Annotated in this window: 18 protein-coding genes and 1 pseudogene; 6 read left to right on the forward strand and 13 right to left on the reverse strand. The window is 76.4% G+C overall.

What is annotated here, in order from left to right:
- Nucleotides 1-46: 46 nt before the first annotated feature.
- On the reverse strand, nt 47-799 hold the full coding sequence (locus CHC04_RS15275; protein ID WP_089404820.1) for an SDR family oxidoreductase: 753 nt from the start codon (nt 797-799) through the stop codon (nt 47-49).
- 89 nt (nt 800-888) lie between these two features.
- Here CHC04_RS15275 and CHC04_RS15280 point away from each other — a divergent pair, with 89 nt between their 5' ends.
- Together CHC04_RS15280 and CHC04_RS15285 are read left to right on the forward strand one after the other, a co-directional pair.
- On the forward strand, nt 889-2,469 hold the full coding sequence (locus CHC04_RS15280) for a helix-turn-helix domain-containing protein (RefSeq protein WP_245817275.1): 1,581 nt from the start codon (nt 889-891) through the stop codon (nt 2,467-2,469).
- A gap of 127 nt (nt 2,470-2,596) precedes the next feature.
- Nucleotides 2,597-3,130 carry a VOC family protein gene (locus CHC04_RS15285; RefSeq protein WP_089404821.1) on the forward strand — a complete coding sequence of 178 codons (534 nt, stop codon included), beginning with the start codon at nt 2,597-2,599 and terminating at the stop codon, nt 3,128-3,130.
- Here CHC04_RS15285 and CHC04_RS15290 read toward each other — a convergent pair.
- Entirely contained in the window at nt 3,090-3,848 is a 759-nt protein-coding gene (locus CHC04_RS15290; RefSeq protein ID WP_089404822.1) for an SDR family NAD(P)-dependent oxidoreductase, read from the reverse strand. The two genes, CHC04_RS15285 and CHC04_RS15290, sit on opposite strands and share 41 nt — an antisense overlap.
- A 122-nt stretch (nt 3,849-3,970) precedes the next feature.
- Here CHC04_RS15290 and CHC04_RS15295 point away from each other — a divergent pair, with 122 nt between their 5' ends.
- The gene (locus CHC04_RS15295; RefSeq protein WP_089404823.1) at nt 3,971-4,867 is read left to right on the forward strand and encodes a polysaccharide deacetylase family protein; all 897 of its coding nucleotides are present in this window, start codon (nt 3,971-3,973) and stop codon (nt 4,865-4,867) included.
- A gap of 7 nt (nt 4,868-4,874) precedes the next feature.
- Here CHC04_RS15295 and CHC04_RS15300 read toward each other — a convergent pair whose 3' ends face one another.
- The 3 genes from CHC04_RS15300 to CHC04_RS15310 are packed head-to-tail and all read right to left on the reverse strand — an operon-like array spanning nt 4,875 to nt 7,254.
- A complete protein-coding gene (locus tag CHC04_RS15300; RefSeq protein ID WP_089404824.1) occupies nt 4,875-5,918 on the reverse strand; it encodes a heparan-alpha-glucosaminide N-acetyltransferase domain-containing protein in 1,044 nt (347 codons plus the stop codon).
- Nucleotides 5,919-5,937: 19 nt separating this feature from the next.
- On the reverse strand, nt 5,938-6,681 hold the full coding sequence (locus CHC04_RS15305) for a DUF5995 family protein (protein WP_089404825.1): 744 nt from the start codon (nt 6,679-6,681) through the stop codon (nt 5,938-5,940).
- 48 nt (nt 6,682-6,729) lie between these two features.
- Complete coding sequence (locus tag CHC04_RS15310; protein ID WP_176450045.1) at nt 6,730-7,254, reverse strand: TetR/AcrR family transcriptional regulator; 525 nt, start codon at nt 7,252-7,254, stop codon at nt 6,730-6,732.
- A gap of 29 nt (nt 7,255-7,283) precedes the next feature.
- On the opposite strand from CHC04_RS15310, the pseudogene CHC04_RS25575 reads away from it, so the two are divergent.
- Together CHC04_RS25575 and CHC04_RS24250 are read left to right on the forward strand one after the other, a co-directional pair.
- Nucleotides 7,284-7,691 (forward strand): annotated as a pseudogene (locus CHC04_RS25575) (SDR family NAD(P)-dependent oxidoreductase); the annotation flags it as partial.
- 337 nt (nt 7,692-8,028) lie between these two features.
- Nucleotides 8,029-8,184 carry a hypothetical protein gene (locus tag CHC04_RS24250; RefSeq protein WP_176450031.1) on the forward strand — a complete coding sequence of 52 codons (156 nt, stop codon included), beginning with the start codon at nt 8,029-8,031 and terminating at the stop codon, nt 8,182-8,184.
- On the opposite strand, the gene CHC04_RS15320 is transcribed toward CHC04_RS24250, so the two are convergent.
- Nucleotides 8,181-10,118, reverse strand: coding sequence for a PucR family transcriptional regulator (locus CHC04_RS15320; RefSeq protein WP_245817277.1), 1,938 nt, complete (start codon nt 10,116-10,118; stop codon nt 8,181-8,183). The two genes, CHC04_RS24250 and CHC04_RS15320, sit on opposite strands and share 4 nt — an antisense overlap.
- A 267-nt stretch (nt 10,119-10,385) precedes the next feature.
- Between CHC04_RS15320 and CHC04_RS15325 the strand changes: the two genes are divergently transcribed.
- Nucleotides 10,386-11,375 (forward strand): oxamate carbamoyltransferase subunit AllH family protein, encoded by a 990-nt coding sequence (locus CHC04_RS15325; RefSeq protein ID WP_089404826.1) that lies wholly within the window; start codon nt 10,386-10,388, stop codon nt 11,373-11,375.
- Nucleotides 11,376-11,451: 76 nt separating this feature from the next.
- On the opposite strand, the gene CHC04_RS15330 is transcribed toward CHC04_RS15325, so the two are convergent.
- The 7 genes from CHC04_RS15330 to CHC04_RS15360 form a co-directional block, all read right to left on the reverse strand.
- Nucleotides 11,452-12,267: a DUF899 family protein gene (locus tag CHC04_RS15330; protein ID WP_089404827.1), complete on the reverse strand. Its 816-nt coding sequence runs from the start codon at nt 12,265-12,267 to the stop codon at nt 11,452-11,454.
- 75 nt (nt 12,268-12,342) lie between these two features.
- Entirely contained in the window at nt 12,343-12,810 is a 468-nt protein-coding gene (locus CHC04_RS15335) for an SSI family serine proteinase inhibitor (RefSeq protein ID WP_217897391.1), read from the reverse strand.
- Nucleotides 12,807-13,673: an ATP phosphoribosyltransferase gene (gene hisG, locus CHC04_RS15340; protein ID WP_089404828.1), complete on the reverse strand. Its 867-nt coding sequence runs from the start codon at nt 13,671-13,673 to the stop codon at nt 12,807-12,809. The genes CHC04_RS15335 and hisG overlap by 4 nt, the downstream gene beginning before the upstream one ends.
- Before the next feature lie 85 nt (nt 13,674-13,758).
- A complete protein-coding gene (locus CHC04_RS15345; RefSeq protein WP_089404829.1) occupies nt 13,759-14,022 on the reverse strand; it encodes a phosphoribosyl-ATP diphosphatase in 264 nt (87 codons plus the stop codon).
- The gene (ribH, locus tag CHC04_RS15350; protein WP_089404830.1) at nt 14,019-14,561 is read right to left on the reverse strand and encodes a 6,7-dimethyl-8-ribityllumazine synthase; all 543 of its coding nucleotides are present in this window, start codon (nt 14,559-14,561) and stop codon (nt 14,019-14,021) included. The genes CHC04_RS15345 and ribH overlap by 4 nt, the downstream gene beginning before the upstream one ends.
- Nucleotides 14,558-15,892, reverse strand: a complete 1,335-nt coding sequence (locus CHC04_RS15355; RefSeq protein ID WP_089404831.1) for a bifunctional 3,4-dihydroxy-2-butanone-4-phosphate synthase/GTP cyclohydrolase II — start codon at nt 15,890-15,892, stop codon at nt 14,558-14,560. Before CHC04_RS15355 ends, ribH begins: the two co-directional genes overlap by 4 nt.
- Nucleotides 15,889-16,524 (reverse strand): riboflavin synthase, encoded by a 636-nt coding sequence (locus CHC04_RS15360; protein ID WP_089404832.1) that lies wholly within the window; start codon nt 16,522-16,524, stop codon nt 15,889-15,891. The genes CHC04_RS15355 and CHC04_RS15360 overlap by 4 nt, the downstream gene beginning before the upstream one ends.

Here is a 16,524-nt window from a genome sequence, read left to right on the forward strand (position 1 = left end):
CCGGGACCGGCAGCCCCGGTGCGGGAAACGGCAGGATCGCCGCGGTTCAGGCGCCCCGCAGGTGCTCGGCGTAGGTGCGCCGCCCCCGCGCGGCCCCCGGGCCGGGCAGCACGCCGCCCTCGCGGAAGGCCGCCGAGAGCCGCCCCGGCAGCGGCGTGGCCACCACCCGCACGCCGGGCTCGCGGGCGGCCGCCCAGGCGCGGGCGAGATCGGCGGCCGACAGCGCCTCCGGCCCGCCGAACTCGACGACGTCGCCGGTCGCCGCGCCGGAGGCGACCTCGGCCACGAAGGCGGCCGCCTCCCCGACGTCGACCGGTGCGGCCTGCCAGCCCATGGGCACCGGCAGCACCGGGCCGCGGCGGGCGGTGGCCAGCATCTCGTCGACGAAGTGGTGGTACTGGGTGATCCGCAGCAGCGTCACCGGCAGCCCGGAGGCCAGCAGCACCTGCTCGGCGGCGAACTTGGCCCGGTAGTAGTTCCACGGCACCCGGTCGACGCCGACGATCGAGACGTACACCAGGTGCTGCAGCCGCCCGCGGTCGAGCGCCTGCACCAGGCGGCGCGTGCCGGCGACGTCGACCTGCCACGGGTCCCCCCGCGGGTCGCTGGCGGCGTGCACGACGACGTCGACGCCGCGGACCGCCGCCGGCAGGTCGCGGCCGGTGGCGAGGTCGGCGCGCACCCCGCCGGGACCCGCGCCACGACGCGACATCTGCCGCACCGCGTGCCCCGCCTGCTGCAGGAGGGGCACCACCCTCCGGCCGAGCTGACCGCTTCCCCCGGTGACCAGGACGTCCATGCCGACAGTCTGCCGTCCGCCCCGGGCGGACCGGTCCTTCCCGGCGCGCCTCGCCGGTGCATCTCATCTGCGAGATACCGTGGCCTCCCGTGACCGCGACCGAGTTCCCGGCCGAGACGACGGCCCCCTCGCCCGCCCTGCCCTCCTCCAGCGGCGCCGCCGTCCGCATCGGCGCGCTGGTGCGCGACGCCCGCCGGCACCGCGGCCTGACCCAGCAGCAGCTCGCCGAGCGCCTGGGCACCAGCCAGAGCGCCGTCGCCCGGATCGAGCAGGGCGGCCAGAACCTCACCCTGGACCTGCTCGGCCGGCTGTCGGAGGCGCTGGAGAGCGCACTGATCAGCGTGGGGCCGGCCGGGCCCACGCACCTGCGGGTCACCGGCGGCACCCCGCTGCGCGGCTCCGTGACGGTGAAGTCGTCGAAGAACGCCGCGGTGGCGCTGCTGTGCGCCGCGCTGCTCAACCGCGGCCGGACGACGCTGCGCAACGTCGCCCGCATCGTCGAGGTGGACCGGATCCTCGACGTGCTGCGCTCGATCGGGGTCTCGGCCACCTGGGACGCCGCCGGCCGCGACCTGACCCTGCAGGTCCCGGACGAGCTGGACCTGGCCGGCATCGACGCCGACGCCGCCCGCCGCACCCGCAGCATCATCATGTTCCTCGGCCCGCTGCTGCACCGGGCCCGCGAGTTCCGGCTGCCCTACGCCGGCGGCTGCGACCTGGGCACCCGCACCGTGGAGCCGCACATGATCGCGCTGCGGCCCTTCGGGCTGGCGATCGAGGCGCACGCCGGTGAGTACCAGGCCACCGTCGCCCCGACGGCGACCGAGCGGCGCACCATCGTGCTGACCGAGCGCGGCGACACCGTCACCGAGAACGCGCTGCTGGCCGCCGCCCGCGCCGAGGGCACCACGGTCATCCGCAACGCCAGCTCCAACTACATGGCCCAGGACCTGTGCCTGTACCTGCAGCTGCTCGGCGTCGGCGTCGAGGGCCTCGGGACGACGACGCTCACCGTGACCGGCCGAGCGGTGCTCGACGCCGACGTCGACTACACGATCAGCGAGGACCCGGTCGAGGCGATGAGCCTGCTGACCGCCGGCATCGTGACCGGCTCGGAGCTGACCGTGCGCCGCGCGCCCGTGGAGTTCCTCGAGATCGAGCTGGCCGTGCTGGCCGAGATGGGCCTGCGGTACGAGCTCTCGGCGGAGTACCTGGCCGACAACGGCCACACCCGGCTGGCCGACGTCACCATCCACCCCTCGCAGCTCAAGGCCCCGATCGACAAGATCCACCCGATGCCGTTCCCGGGCCTCAACATCGACAACCTGCCCTTCTTCGCCGTCATCGCCGCCTCGGCCACCGGCTCGACGCTCATCCACGACTGGGTCTACGACAATCGCGCCATCCACCTGTCGGACCTGACCCGGCTGGGCGCGGACGTGCGGCTCATGGACCCCCACCGGGTGCTGGTGACCGGCCCGACCCGCTGGCGCAGCGCCGAGGTGGTCTGCCCGCCGGCGCTGCGGCCGGCGGTGTGCATCCTGCTGGCGATGCTGGCCGCGCGCGGCACGTCGGTGCTGCGCAACGTCGACATCATCGCCCGCGGCTACGAGCACCTCTACGAGCGGCTGGTCGAGATGGGCGCCTCCATCGAGGTCTTCTCCGACTGAACCCCCCGTCGAGATCGCGCGATCTCGACCGTCCCGGGCCTCCCGGCGGTCGAGATCGCGCGATCTCGACGGTGCAGCGGGGCCGGGGGTCGACCCTGACGCGACGTCAGGCGCTTCGCTCGCGGGCATGACCGACACCGCAGCCCCCGGCGTGGACCGGGACGTCTACCCCATGCCCGCGTTCGTCACCTTCCCGGTGACCGACCTGAGAGCGAGCACGCGCTGGTACGAGGCCCTCGGGTTCGTCGTGCTGGCCACCCTGCCCGGCCCCGGCGGCGGCGACGGGCTGGTCCACCTGCGCCGGCAGCGTCACCAGGACCTGCTGCTGGTCCCCGGCCCGCCCACGCCGGGCCCGCGCGTCACCTTCGCCGCCGGGGAGGAGGACCTCGACGAGCGGGCCGCGCAGCTGCGGAGGCGCGCGGCCGGGGGGTCGGTCGAGGGACCGGTGGACACGCCGTGGTCCACCCGCGACCTCGTGGCGACCGACCCGGACGGCTACGTCGTCGTCCTCACCGCGCCGCGGCTCGCCGACGTCGCGGCGGCCCCGGAGTGGACCGACGCGGTCACCGGCTCCCTGGGCCGCCGGCCCGGCGAGGGCGGGTGGCGCAGCGGCGGGGAGCTCAGCGCTCCTGGTCGGTGGGCCGGACGAGGACCTCGTTGACCGCCACGTGCCGCGGCTGGCTGACGACGTAGACGATCGCCCGGGCGACGTCCTCGGCCTGCAGCGGCGTCATCCCGCCGACCATCTGCTGCGTGGCCGCCTTCGCCTCGGGCTGGGTGATGTGGTCGGTGAGCTCGGTGGCCACCGCGCCGGGCTCGACGAGCGAGACCCGCACGCCGCGGGTGGTCACCTCCTGGCGCAGCGACTCGCTGAACGCGTTCACCGCCCACTTGCTGGCGTTGTAGACGCCGGCGCCCTTGCGCGCGGTGCGCCCGGCGACGCTGGAGACGTTCACGACGTCGCCGGAGCCCTGCTCCAGCATGCCGTCGATCGCCGCGTGCGTCGTGTACATCGGGCCGAGCACGTTGGTGGCCATCATCCGCCGCCAGTCCTCGACGTCGGCGCCGACGATGGTGCCCAGCAGCATCACGCCGGCGTTGTTCACCAGGACGTCGAGGCCGCCGAGGTCCGCGCGGGTCCGGGCGACGGCGGCGCGGCAGGACGCCTCGTCGGTGACGTCGAGGTCGAGGGCCAGCACGCGGGCGCCCTCGCCGCGCAGCCGCTCGGCCAGGGCGGAGAGGCGGTCGGCGCGGCGGGCGCCGACCGCGACGGCGGCACCGGCCCGGGCGAGCGCGACCGCCGTCGCCTCGCCGATCCCCGACGACGCCCCGGTGACCAGGGCGACCCTCCCGGACAGTGGTCGGCCGGCGTCGGTCATGCGGTCCTCCTCCCGCGCCACGGGGTGCGGCACCCCCGACAGCCTGCGACCGGACGCGGGATCCGGCAGCGCGGGGAACGGGCGGCTTCCCAGCCGCCCGCTCCCGGGTCTAGACCGTTCCCATGACGACGAGGCGAGGGTTCCTGCTGGGGGCCGGGGCGGGCGTGGCCGGCCTGGCGGTGGGCGCGACGGGCGGCGCGCTGGTCACCGCCGGCGACGACGACGTGCGGCGCCGGGCGACCGCGAGCGCCGAGAAGCGCTTCTTCGAGGCCGCCGGCGCCGCCGACGAGGGCGAGGGGGTGGCCCGGCTCGGCACCCGCCGGGTCGTCTGGAACACCACGGTGACCGAGCCGGTCGCCGCGATCACCTTCGACGACGGCCCGACCCCGGAGTACACCCCGCGCATCCTCGACGCGCTGGAGCGGGCGGGGCTGACCGCGACGTTCAACGTCATGGGCTGGAACGGCGTCCACCACCCCGAGGTGCTGCGCGACGTGGTGGCCGCGGGGCACGAGATCGGCAACCACACCTGGACCCACCGGGACCTCACCACGCTCACCCAGGAGCAGACCCGGGAGGAGATGGTCCGCTGCAAGGACGAGATCGAGGCCCTGCTGGGCCGGCCGTTCACCAGCTTCCGGCCCCCGCGCGGGGAGCTCACCGGCTACGCGCTGCGCATCGCCGCCGAGCTCGGCTACGACACCTACATCTGGTCGGTCACCCGCGGCCCGGGCGACAAGAAGGAGGTCGGCGAGATCGAGGACTACATGGGCCGGACGGTCCAGGCCGGCGACGTCCTGGGCCTGCACGACGGCATCGGCCGCGGCACCTTCGACCCCGAGGCGGCCTTCGCGGTGGCGCTGGCGCAGCGGCGCGAGCTCGAGGTGGCGGCGCTGCCGACCGCGCTGCAGCAGATCGCCGACCGCGGGATCACCCTGGTCAGCGCCAACCGGCTGCTCGAGCGCAGCGTGCCCGAGCCCATCGGGGGCAGCCCGCCACCGCCGTCCGACGGCGACTGAGCGGGCGTCAGACCCGGACGACGATCCCGCGGCGCAGCAGCGCGGCGCACAGCGCCCAGACCACCGCGACCGACAGCACCGGGTAGAGCCAGGCGGACACGACCGCACCGGCGACCGAGGTCACCCAGCCGTCGACCGCGGGCTGCACCGCGTGCGACAGGACCGCCCGGAACACGATCTCGGAGAACACGAACGCCACGACCGCGTTGACCCCGAGCACCTCCAGCGGCCGGAACGGGCGGACGACGCCGCGGACGTCGACCACCCAGTGGCACAGGGCCAGGGCCAGCAGCGCGATGCCGCCGGTGACGAGGACGAACGACGGCGACCACAGCCGCTTGTTGAGCGGGACGACGGGCGCGAGCGCCAGCCCGGCGACCACCAGCCCGGTCCCGCCGGCCACCAGCCGGGTCAGGGCCGCCCGCCCGGGGTGGGAGGCCAGCACGCGCCCGGCGAGCACGCCGAGGAAGACGGTGACGGCGCTGCCGAGGTAGGAGTGCGGCGCCTCGGCGGAGAAGGACACCCCGAGCGCGTCGTCCACGGTCCGCCCCCACGACCGGTCCGGTCCCGCCCCGAGGGTGACGGTCAGGACGCTCAGCGTGGCCAGCACTCCCGCGGCGACCGGCACCTGCACCGGGCGGGGCAGCCGCAGCAGCAGCCAGCACAGCAGGTACGCGCCGGCGATGTGCCCCAGCACGCCCACCCCGGCGGTGAGCGACCAGTACTTCGCCGTCACGACCAGCCAGCCCAGGGCGGCCAGGCGCAGCACCCGGCGCAGCGCCTGCCGCGGCTGCTGGGCCCGCCGGGAGAACGGCACGGACACGCCGACGACCAGCAGGAAGACCGGGAAGACGACGTCGGCCACGCGCAGCCCGTCCCAGGCCGCGTGCTCGAGCTGGTCGTGGATCGCCGCGTTGCCGCGGTTGTCGACGAGCAGCATCCCGACGACGGCGAGCCCGCGCAGCACGTCGACCCCGCGCAGCCGCGACCGCGCCCGCTGCGGCGGCGGCGCGCCGGCCTCCACGCGGGGGGCGCCCGGGCCCGTGGTCACCCCTCCACGCTAGGGCCGCTCACCCCTCCGGCAGGAGGACGCCGAAGCCGCGGACGGCCAGCCGCAGCAGCACCGGCCCGGACCGGCGCAGGTCGGCCACCCGGGCGGCGCTGACCGCCTCGAGCTGGGCCTCCCGGCGGGCGTAGGCGGCGGGGCCCTCGAGCCGCGCCGCGTGCAGCGCCAGGGTGTTGACCCACACCTTGCGCCGCGACTCCCGCAGCACCACCCGGACGGCGGCGCGGTTGACCCCGCCCATGACGCGGTCGAGCGCGGTGCGCCGGCTGCCCGCCGCCGCCAGCGCCCGGTCCTCCGCGCCCACCCGCGCCACGAGGACCTCGTCGATGCGCTCGTGGTCGCGGCGGCGGCTGTCCAGCAGCGGCGGGTCGGCGAAGTCGGCCGGGCCGATCACCCGCACCAGCGACCGGGGCAGGTCGTAGTTGATGTGCGCGTTCATGCCCAGCAGCACGTGGCCCTCGGGCCGGGTGCCCTCGCCGGTGTCGAAGGCCGCCCGCCACGGCGCCGGCGGGGTGGCCGGGTCGCGGCGGTGCGCCTCCAAGGCGTCGAGGTAGAGCCCGGCGAAGTCGACGTCCCAGTCGGTGACCCAGTCCGGGTCCTCGAACCGCCCGGCGTCGATCGCCGCGCCGACGGCCTGCGTGGTGCGCAGGTAGGTGCCGAGGAAGTGACGCGCGGGATCACCCTCGGCGGTCAGCCCGTCGAGCAGCCCCTGCATGCGGTCGATGAGCTCGTCCACCGGCGCGGTCACGCCCGCGATGGTGCCGCGCGAGGGCCGGCTCCGCAGGCCGGCTCCCCGTCAGCGGTCCAGCAGGCCGGAGAGCCGGTCGAGGGCGGCGGTGAGCAGGGCGGGCAGGTCGCCGGCCGTGCCGGCGAGCCAGTCGGCCTGCGCCACCTCGAAGCACCCGAGCGCCAGCTCGGCCAGCAGCAGCGCGTCGCCGGGCGCGACGCCCCGGGCGGTCAGCCCGTCGGCCAGCGCCGACTCCCACCGCCGGTGCTTGGCGGCGGCCCGGGCGGCCAGCGCCGGCACCGTGGCCACCACCTGCTCGCGGGCCAGCAGCAGGTCCCGCAGCGGGGCCACCTGCTCGGCGATGCGCACCGCGGCCGCCCGCAGCGCCGCCCAGGGCGGCAGCTCCGGCGGCACGTCGGCGACGGCGGCCGAGGCAGCCGCGAGCAGGTCGTCCTCGAGCCCGAAGAGCAGGTCCTCGTCGGCGAAGAGCCGGAACAGGGTGCTGCGCGAGAGGTCGGCCGCCGCCGCGACCTGCTCGGTGCTGGTCGCGGCGTACCCCTGGGCGGCGAACAGCGCGACGGCGCGGCAGGTCACCTCGGTCCTCCCGAGCCGCAGGAGCCGTCGTGGACAGGACCCGCACCGCACTCGTCACCGGCGCCACCTCCGGGCTCGGCCGGGCCACCGCCGGCCTGCTCGCCGCCACGCCGGGCTGGCGGGTCCTGCTCGGCGTCCGCGACGTCCCCCGGGGCGAACGGGTCGCCGCAGCGCTCGGTGCGGGGACGGGCGTGGTGGAGCGGGATCTCGCGTCGCTGGCCTCCGTCCGCGCGGCCGCCGCCGAGATCGCCGCCGAGATCGCCGCCCGGAGGCCGCTCGACGTCCTCGTGCTCAACGCCGGCGTCCAGGTGCGCAGCACCGAGGCCGCCTCCGCCGACGGGTACGAGCTCACCTTCGCGGTCAACCACCTCGGCAACCACCTGCTCACCCGGCTGCTGCTGCCGCACCTCGCGCCGGGGGGCCGCGTGGTGGTGCTCAGCAGCGGCACCCACGTCGGCACGCTGCGGAGGTCCGGGCCCTTCCCCCGGCCGCGCTGGGAGTCGCCGCGGGTGCTGGCCACCCCGCGCCCGGGGTCGGGCCAGGTGGCCTACGCGACGTCGAAGCCGGCCACCGTCTACTTCGCCCGGGAGCTGGCCCGCCACTTCCCCGACGTCGACGCGGTCGCCGCCGACCCCGGCCTGGTGCCGGCCACCGGCCTGGCCCGCGCCCACCCGGCCTGGGCCCGCGCGGTTTACCGCACGCTCACACCGCTGCTCGAGCGGCTCCCGGGGGCGCAGACCGACCCCGGGGCGGGCCGCCGCCCAGCTCGCGGCGGTGGCGACCGGCCCGGGCGGGACCAGCGGCCGCTACGTCGAGCGCGGCGTCGAGGCGCCGTCGTCGCCGGAGAGCCTCGACCCGGTCCGGGCGCGCGAGCTGTGGAACGTCAGCGACGAGCTGGTGGGGGCGGCGCCCGCCGGCCGCAGCGCCTAGACGAGGGCGTCGAACCCGTCGTCGGGCGGGAGCAGGCCGGCGTCGACCGGCGGCCGGTGCGGCTGGTCGAGGCCGCGCATCCGGGCCGCGTGCAGCGCCAGCAGCAGGTTCAGCCGCAGCGTCGGGTCGGTGGTGAAGGGCCCCAGCAGCCGCTCGAGCTTGCCGATGCGGTAGCGCATCGTGTTGTAGTGGAAGTGCAGCCGGCGGGCGGACTCGGCGACGTTGAGGTTGGTCTCCAGCAGCACCCGCAGCGTCTCGCGCAGGTCGGCGGAGTCGGGGTCGGCGGCGTCGGCCAGCGAGCCGAGCACCTCGTCGACGTAGCTGCGCAGCTCGGTGCTGTCGGGGATGAGCGACAGCAGCCGGAACACGCCCAGCTGGTCGAAGTGGGTGACGGTGGCCGGGCCGTGGATCTCCTGGCCGACGCCGAGCGCCCGCTGCGCCTGCTGGTAGGCCTCCCCCAGCGCCGACAGCGACCCCGCCGGGCGGCCGATGCCGGTGGCCAGCACGCGGCCCACCCGCCGGACCCGGGCGTTGACCCGGCTGGTGACCGCGGTGACCAGGGCGGTGATCTCCTCGGGGGTGCGGCCGTCGAGCGGCAGCACGGTGACGATCTCGGTGGACAGGCCCGCCACCGCGGCCCCGGAGACCTCCGACTCCAGCGCGGCCCGCCAGCCGTCGGCCAGCCGGTCGAGGACGTCGAGGGCGCGGGTGGGGTCGGCGGCGGGGTCGGCGGCGGTCTCGGTCGCCGTCACCAGCACCACGACCGGGCCGTCGAGGCGCCAGCCGAAGGACCGGGTCTGCGCCAGCGCGCGCTCGGTGTGCCGCAGCGACCCGGCGACCAGCCGGCGGACCAGGTCGCCCTGGAACCGCAGCTCCACCGAGTGCACGGCCTGCTGCCGGATGACCGACAGCGCCGAGACGACGGCGGCCCGCTCGAGGACACCGCCGGCGCCGACCACCATCTGCCCGGTGCGGTGCACCGCCACCAGCCAGCCGTGCCGCTGCTCACCGGCCATGATCGGCGCGACGGCGTACTCCCCCACTCCGCCGGGCAGCTCGTGGTGGCCCGGGACGAGCAGGATGCCGTCGGCCGGGGACAGGTCGGCGTCGGCGAGCACGTCGGCCGGGGTGACGACGGTCTGGTCGGCGCGCACCCCCGAGAGCCGGTTGGCCGGCGCCATCATCGCCAGCTCGTCCTCGGCCTCGGCGTCGAGGAGCCACAGCCAGTCGCTGATCTCGGCGACGTCCTCGGGCGGCCCGGCGGAGGTGACGATGTCGCGGTCGGGACCCAGCCCCAGCACCGCGGCACCCTCCAGGTAGGTGGCCAGCCGGTCGGTGACCTCGGCCAGGCCGCCGCCGCTGAGTGCGACGTCGATGAACTGGTCGTGCATGCGCGCCGAGAGGGTGAGCGCCTCCCCCTGCTTGCGCACAACCGCGCCGAGCACCTCCGACACCGCCTCGTCCATGCGCACCGTGGGCGGCAGCGCGAGCACCGGCAGCCCGCGGCGATCGGCCTCGGCGAGCACCTCGGCGGGCACGGCCGGCGGGCCCTCGGTCCGGCGGTAGGCCAGGGCGGCGGTGCCGGCCTGGTCGAGCCGGTCGACCAGCGCGCGGCAGTCGGCGACGTCGGCCGGGGGCAGCCGGGCGCCGAGGACCACGACGACGTCGGGACCGGCGGTGGCCAGCGGGACCGCGGGGTCGTCGACCACCATGTGCCTCACCACCCGGTCCAGGCCCGAGCGGCCGGCGACGACCTCGGTGCCGGTGAGGCGGGGCAGCCGCAGCGCCTCGTCGAGCCGCAGGCCGACCCGGTCGCGCCACTCGTGCCGCGGGGTCGCCGCCCGCGCCGCCCCGGCGGACTGCCATCCGCGCGGGAACGACATCGGTGCGGTGGGGTAGGACCCGGAGGCCATCGAGACCTCACCCTGCGTCACGACTCGCCCTCCTAGTGGCCCGATGGTGTTCTCGAGTTGCTTGAACCTGGCAGGTGTGCCTGGACGGCACCCCCCATTCTTGGCCACATTCGCCATACGAGGACGTGCGACTCGCCGCTTAGCTTCGAAGCCGGCCAGTTCCCGTCCGCTGGATGGTAGGCGGTCACCGATCCCGGTGCCCTCCCGCCTCCGGCGGTGGGACCGGCCCCGTGGGAGGACCCGAGCGGAGGGTCGTACCCATTGTCCCGACGGGGAAGGACGAAGCGGATGCGCACCATCGACCACACCACCGGCGGCGCCGGGACGGATCGGGGGCGCGCGGCCCGCGCCGGTGTCCCCCTGATCCCGCTCCCGCGCGCATCGGTCCAGGAGACGCTGCGGACGGCGTCGCCGGCCCGTACCGCCTCCGCCGTCCCGTCCTCGGCCAGCACCGGGGTGGCCGACCTGCTGCGCGGCCCGGTGCGCCCGGCCCGCGTGCTGATGAGCGCCCCCGCGGCGGTCTACCTGCAGGTCCCCACCGACCGCGGCAGCGACGTCGTCGGCGTCCTCACCAGCGACGCCGCCCGGCTGCCCCTGGGCTGCGTGCTGTTCCGGCCCAGCAACGGCCGCCCGCTCGTCTCGCTGCCCAGCGGCGCCCCCGCCGAGGTGGGCGGCGGCCGCATCGTCGTCGGCGACCTGGTGGTGCGCGCCGCCGCGTGGTGGGACCCCCGGCCCCGGCTGCCCAGCCCGCGCCCGGCCCTGCTGCCCGAGGGCGTGCGCCAGCTGCGCACCACCCTCTACGGCGAGGGCGTGCCGCACAGCGCCTTCACGCTGCCCGGCCTGCCCGCCGGTCCCGGTGGCCCGCTGGCCGCGCTGCGCGGCGCGGTCCGCCGCGCCGACCTCGACGCGGCGCTGCGCACCGCGGCCCGGCTGGTGGGCCTCGGCCCCGGCCTGACCCCGGCCGGCGACGACGTCATGGCCGGCACCATGGCCGGCCTGGTGCTGCTCGGGCACCCGGCCGCCGAGCGGTTCGCCGCCGGCGTCTACTCGCTGGCCGCCGGCCGCACGACCGAGCTGTCGCGGGCGCTGCTGCGCCACGCGGCGGCCGGCCGGGTCAGCGGCGAGTACGCGGCGGTCCTGCAGGGCCTGGTCGGTGAGCGGCCGCTGGGCCCGGCGATCGAGGGCCTGCTGGCCACCGGCTCCACCAGTGGCCGGGCCATGGCGCTGGGCCTGTGCACCGCGATCGACCTGGTCGACCGCACCACGCGGGTGCGCTGACCCCACCGGCACCGACGGCGGCGGCCCCCTCCCCACCCGGGGAGGGGGCCGCCGTCGCGTGCGGGGGCCGGAGGACTCAGCCGTGGCCGCCGTGGCGGCCGAGGGTCTGCTCGGGGGTCGCGCCGGGGCGGGTCCACTGCGGCACCGGCCGGCTGGTGGGGCCCCTGGTGGCGTTCCCGTCCGCGTCGGAGCGCCAGTACCAGCAGATCGGCGCGCCGTGCCCGCCGACCGGCGAGCCCACCTGCGGGGCCGCGGGCCAGCCCTCGGGGACGTCCTCCCACGCCTCGCGGCGGCCGTAGGGGGTCAGGTCGAGCAGGCCGAAGGTCCCGGCGGCCGGCTCGTTGCCCCGGCCGGTCGTGGCGTAGGTGAGGAACGCGCGGTCGCCGTCGCGCAGGAAGACGGTGAGCGAGCCCATGTCGCCGCCGACCGGCGCGGCCAGCCCGCGCACCGGGTACCAGGGCTGGGGGTAGCCCATGAACGCGACGTAGGGGGCCACCTCCTCCCACCGGCCGGAGGTCAGGACGGCGGAGGAGACGCCGCGGGCGTCGAGGTAGGCGGTGTCCCTGAGGTGCCACGTGGTGAAGGTGCAGCCCTCGCACTGCCCCTGGTGGGGCGCGCCGTCGTACCACATGTGCTTGTAGACGACGAGCTCGTCGCGGCCCCGGAACAGGTCCAGGAACGGGACCGGGCCGTCGGGGCCGGTGACCTCGACGCCCGCGGCGACCTCGACCATCGGCAGCCGGCGGCGGGCGGCGGCGAGCGCGTCGCCCTCGCGGGTGTGGGCCTTCTCGCGGGCCAGCAGCTCGTCGCGGGCGGCCTGCCAGGTGGCCAGGTCGACCACGGGCGGGCGGCCGCGCGGCGTGGGGGTCGGGTGGTCCGGGATGGTCGTCACGGTGCCCTCCGGGGGTCTCGTGCCGGACGGCGTCCGGCGAGGGTCACCAGGACGGACCCGCCGCCGGGCCGGAACTCATCGCGGCGGGAGCGCCCTCAGTCCCGGCAGCGGGTCGCCGACGCCGACCGGGCCGGGCAGCAGCGGGCCCAGGGCGTCCCACTGCGCGATCCGGCAGCCGTCGGTCCGCGACAGCGCGCGGTCGACCGGGACGCCGCCCCAGGTGCCGGTGACGCGGGCGGTCTGCGGCCCGCCGTAGACCTCGGTGCAGGCGACGTCGTCGGGCAGCGGCGCGAACGGGTCCTCGAGGCCGGCCAGGTGCGCGCAGGCCGCCGCCGGGTCGGGGTGGTCCCCGGCGGGGACGTCCCCGCAGGTGAGCGTGTACCGCGCGGCGGCCACGCCGCCGCCCGGGTCGACCTCGACGAGCAGCTCGTCGGCCGGCGGCCGGGTCGCCGCGCCGGGGCCGGTGGGCCCGCTCCCCCGGTCGGCGCAGCCGGCCACCAGCAGCGCGCCCGCCAGGACCAGGGGTGCGCCCTGGGCCCTCACAACCGGCAGGCGTGGATGCTGGTGACCAGGATGGCGCGCGCGCCCAGCTCCCAGAGCTCGTCCATGACCCGGTTGGTGTCGCTCTGCCGGACCATCGCCCGCACCGCCGACCAGTCCGGGGTCTGCAGCGGGCTGACCGTCGGCCCCTCCAGACCCGGGGTGAGCGCGGTGGCGCGCTCGAGCAGCTCGTTGGGGCAGTCGTAGTCGAGCATCACGTACTGCCGGGCGACCAGCACCCCGCGCAGCCGGCGGCGCAGCTGGGCGACGGCGGGGACCTCCTCGGCGCCCTCGCGGCCGACGAGCACCGCCTCGCTGGTCAGCAGCGGCTCGCCGATGATCCGCAGGCCCGCGGCGCGCAGCGTCGTCCCCGTCTCGACGACGTCGCAGACCGCGTCGGCCACCCCGAGCCGGCAGGCGGTCTCCACCGCGCCGTCGAGCCGGACCACGCTCGCCTTGATGCCCTGCTCCTGCAGGTGGTGCTGCAGCAGCACCGGGTAGGCGGTGGCGATCCGCCGGCCGGCGAGCTGCTCGACGGAGTCGATGCCGGACTCGACGGGGCTGGCGAACCGGAAGGAGGACCGGCCGAACCCCAGCGGCATCACCTCGACGGCGGCGGGGCCCTCGCCGTCGGCCGGGGTGGTCTCCAGCAGCATGTCGCGGCCGGTGATGCCGACGTCGAGGGTGCCGGAGGCGACGTAGACGGCGATGTCGCGCGGGCGCAGGTAGAAGAACTCGGTGTCGCTGTCGGGGTCGTAGACGGCGAGGTCCTTGGTGCTGCGCCGCTGGCGGTAGCCGCTCTCGGCGAGCATCGCGGCCGCCGGCTCGCTGAGGACGCCCTTGTTGGGCACGGCGACACGCAGCACGGTCGATCTCCTTCGCAGAAGCGGTTCGGCCCCGTCCAGAGGCTCGCCCCGAGCCTGCGAGGGGTGAGGAGGACGGGGTCCTTCGTCAGAGGTGGGTGTAGACGTCGTCGAGGGTCAGCCCGCGGGCGAGCATGAGGACCTGCACCCGGTAGAGCAGCTGGCTGATCTCCTCCGCGGTCCGCTCGGGGCCCTCGTGCTCGGCGGCCATCCAGGACTCCGCGGCCTCCTCGACCACCTTCTTGCCGGCGGCGTGCACGCCGTCGCGGACGGCGGTGACGGTGCCCGAGGCGGGATCGCCCGCGGCGACCTTGGCCGACAGCTCGTCGAAGAGCGCGTCGAAGGTCTTCACGCCCGGTTCCCGAGAGCGGGGCCCGGCCCGGACGCCGGGACGGCCTGGAAGCCGGTGGTGTGCCGCGGCCCGCGGAGGTCGCGGAGGGTGAGCGCGGTGGCCAGCGCGGCGATCGCGGCCTCCCAGCCCTTGTCCTCGGCCGAGCCGGGCAGGCCCGCACGGTCGCGGGCCTGCTGCTCGGTGTCGCAGGTCAGCACGCCGTTGCCGACCGGCCGGCCGGCGTCGAGGGCGACCCGGGTCAGGCCCGCGGTGACCGCGTCGCAGACGTACTCGAAGTGCGGCGTGCCCCCGCGGATGACCACCCCGAGGGCGACGACGGCGTCGTGCCGCTCGGCGAGCGCCTGGGCGACGACGGGCAGCTCCACGGCACCGGGCGCGCGGACGACGGTCGGCTCGGGGACGCCGCTGGCGCGGGCGGCCTCGACGGCGCGGGCGAGCAGGCTGTCGGTGATCTCGGCGTGCCAGGTGGTGGCGACGATGCCGAGGGAGAGCCCGGCGGCGTCGACCGCCCCCGCCTCGGGCCGGCCCCGACCACTCACAGCCGCTGCTCCTGCTGCCCCAGCGGCACGTCGGTGCCCGGGACGGTGGCCGGGCTGGCGGTAGGGCTCGCGACCGGGACGTCGGCCGGGCCGGACTCGGTCTCGGGCTCGATGATGTCGAGCAGGTGCCCCATCCGGTCGCGCTTGGTGCGCAGGTAGGACAGGTTCTCCGCGGTCACGTGGCTGGGCAGCGGCACCCGGCCGGTGATCTTCAGGCCGTAGCCCTCGAGGCCGGCCCGCTTGGCCGGGTTGTTGGTCAGCAGCCGCATGGTGTGCACGCCGAGGTCGACGAGGATCTGCGCGCCGGTGCCGTAGTCGCGGGCGTCGGCGGGCAGGCCCAGGTCGAGGTTGGCGTCGACGGTGTCCACGCCGGCGTCCTGCAGCTGGTAGGCCTGCAGCTTGTGCAGCAGGCCGATGCCCCGGCCCTCGTGCCCGCGGATGTAGAGCACGACCCCGCGGCCCTCCTGGGCGACGGCGGCGAGCGCGGCCTGCAGCTGCGGGCCGCAGTCGCAGCGCAGCGAGCCGAAGACGTCGCCGGTGAGGCACTCGGAGTGCACCCGCACCAGCACGTCCTCGCCGTCGCCGACGTCGCCGTAGACGAAGGCGACGTGCTCGCGGTCGTCGTAGGAGCTGCGGTAGCCGACGGCGGTGAAGGTGCCCGGCCCCAGCGGCACGGTGGCCTCGGCGACCCGCTCGACGAGCTTGTCGAAGCGCTTGCGGTAGGCGATGAGGTCGGCGATGGAGATCAGGCACAGGTCGTGCTCGTCGGCGAAGACCCGCAGCTCCTCGGCGCGGGCCATGCCGGTCGGGTCCTTCTCGCTGACCAGCTCGCACAGCGTGCCCGAGGGCCGCAGCCCGGCGAGGACGGCGAGGTCGACGGCGGCCTCGGTGTGCCCGGGCCGGCGCAGCACGCCGCCGTCCTTGGCGCGCAGCGGCACGATGTGCCCGGGCCGGGCGAGGTCGGCCGAGGAGGTCTGGGCGTCGGCGAGCAGCCGGATGGTGTGCGCGCGGTCGGCGGCGGAGATGCCGGTGGTGACGCCCTCGCGGGCGTCGACGGTGACGGTGTAGGCGGTGCCGCGGCGGTCCTGGTTGACCCGGAACATCGGCGGCAGGTCCAGCCGGTCGGCGTCGGCCTCGGTGACCGAGACGCAGATGTAGCCCGAGGTGTAGCGGACCATGAAGGCCACGAGCTCGGGGGTGGCGAGCTCGGAGGCGAAGATGAGGTCGCCCTCGTTCTCGCGGTCCTCGTCGTCGATGACGACGACGGGGCGGCCGTCCTTGACCGCGGCGATCGCGCTCTCGACGGTGTCCAGGCGGACCGTTCCGGTCATCGGCGGGCTCCCAGCAGGCGTTCCACGTACTTGGCGATCACGTCGACCTCCAGGTTGACCGGGTCCCCCGGGGCGCGGCCGCCCAGCGTGGTCTCGCGCAGGGTGGCGGGGATGAGGCTCACCTCGAGCCACGGCTCGGGGTCGTCGGCGGCGCTGAGCGCGCTGACCGTGAGCGAGACGCCGTCGACGGTGATCGAGCCCTTCTCGACGACGTAGCGGGCCAGCTGCGGCGGCACGGCCAGGCGCACCACGTCCCAGTGCTCGCCGGGCGTGCGCGAGAGCACCGTGCCGACGCCGTCGACGTGGCCCTGCACGATGTGCCCGCCCAGGCGGGTGGTGGCGCTGACCGCCCGCTCCAGGTTGACCGGGTCGCCGTCGGCGAGCCCACCGAGGCTGCTGCGCCGCAGCGTCTCGGCCATGACGTCGGTGGACCACACGGCGGTGCCGTCGCCGTCGGGCTCGACGCCGGTGACGGTGAGGCAGACGCCGTTGACCGCGATGGAGTCGCCGAGGGAGACGTCCTCGAGCACGCGGCGGGCCCGGATGCGCAGCACCGCGGCGTCGCCCCGGGGTCCGCCGAGGTCCTCGCGCACGACGAGGGTGCCGACCTCCTCGACGATGCCTGTGAACAC

It is taken from the genome of Geodermatophilus saharensis, assembly GCF_900188205.1.
GTDB classification, from domain to species: domain Bacteria; phylum Actinomycetota; class Actinomycetes; order Mycobacteriales; family Geodermatophilaceae; genus Geodermatophilus; species Geodermatophilus saharensis.

What these genes read in the sequence shown, in the direction of transcription:
- CHC04_RS15275 (WP_089404820.1), bottom strand. Translation starts at nt 799, where the DNA reads ATGGACGTCCTGGTCACCGGGGGAAGCGGTCAGCTCGGCCGGAGGGTG.
- CHC04_RS15285 (WP_089404821.1), top strand. Translation starts at nt 2,597, where the DNA reads ATGACCGACACCGCAGCCCCCGGCGTGGACCGGGACGTCTACCCCATG.
- CHC04_RS15290 (WP_089404822.1), bottom strand. Translation starts at nt 3,848, where the DNA reads ATGACCGACGCCGGCCGACCACTGTCCGGGAGGGTCGCCCTGGTCACC.
- CHC04_RS15295 (WP_089404823.1), top strand. Translation starts at nt 3,971, where the DNA reads ATGACGACGAGGCGAGGGTTCCTGCTGGGGGCCGGGGCGGGCGTGGCC.
- CHC04_RS15325 (WP_089404826.1), top strand. Translation starts at nt 10,386, where the DNA reads ATGCGCACCATCGACCACACCACCGGCGGCGCCGGGACGGATCGGGGG.
- CHC04_RS15355 (WP_089404831.1), bottom strand. Translation starts at nt 15,892, where the DNA reads ATGACCGGAACGGTCCGCCTGGACACCGTCGAGAGCGCGATCGCCGCG.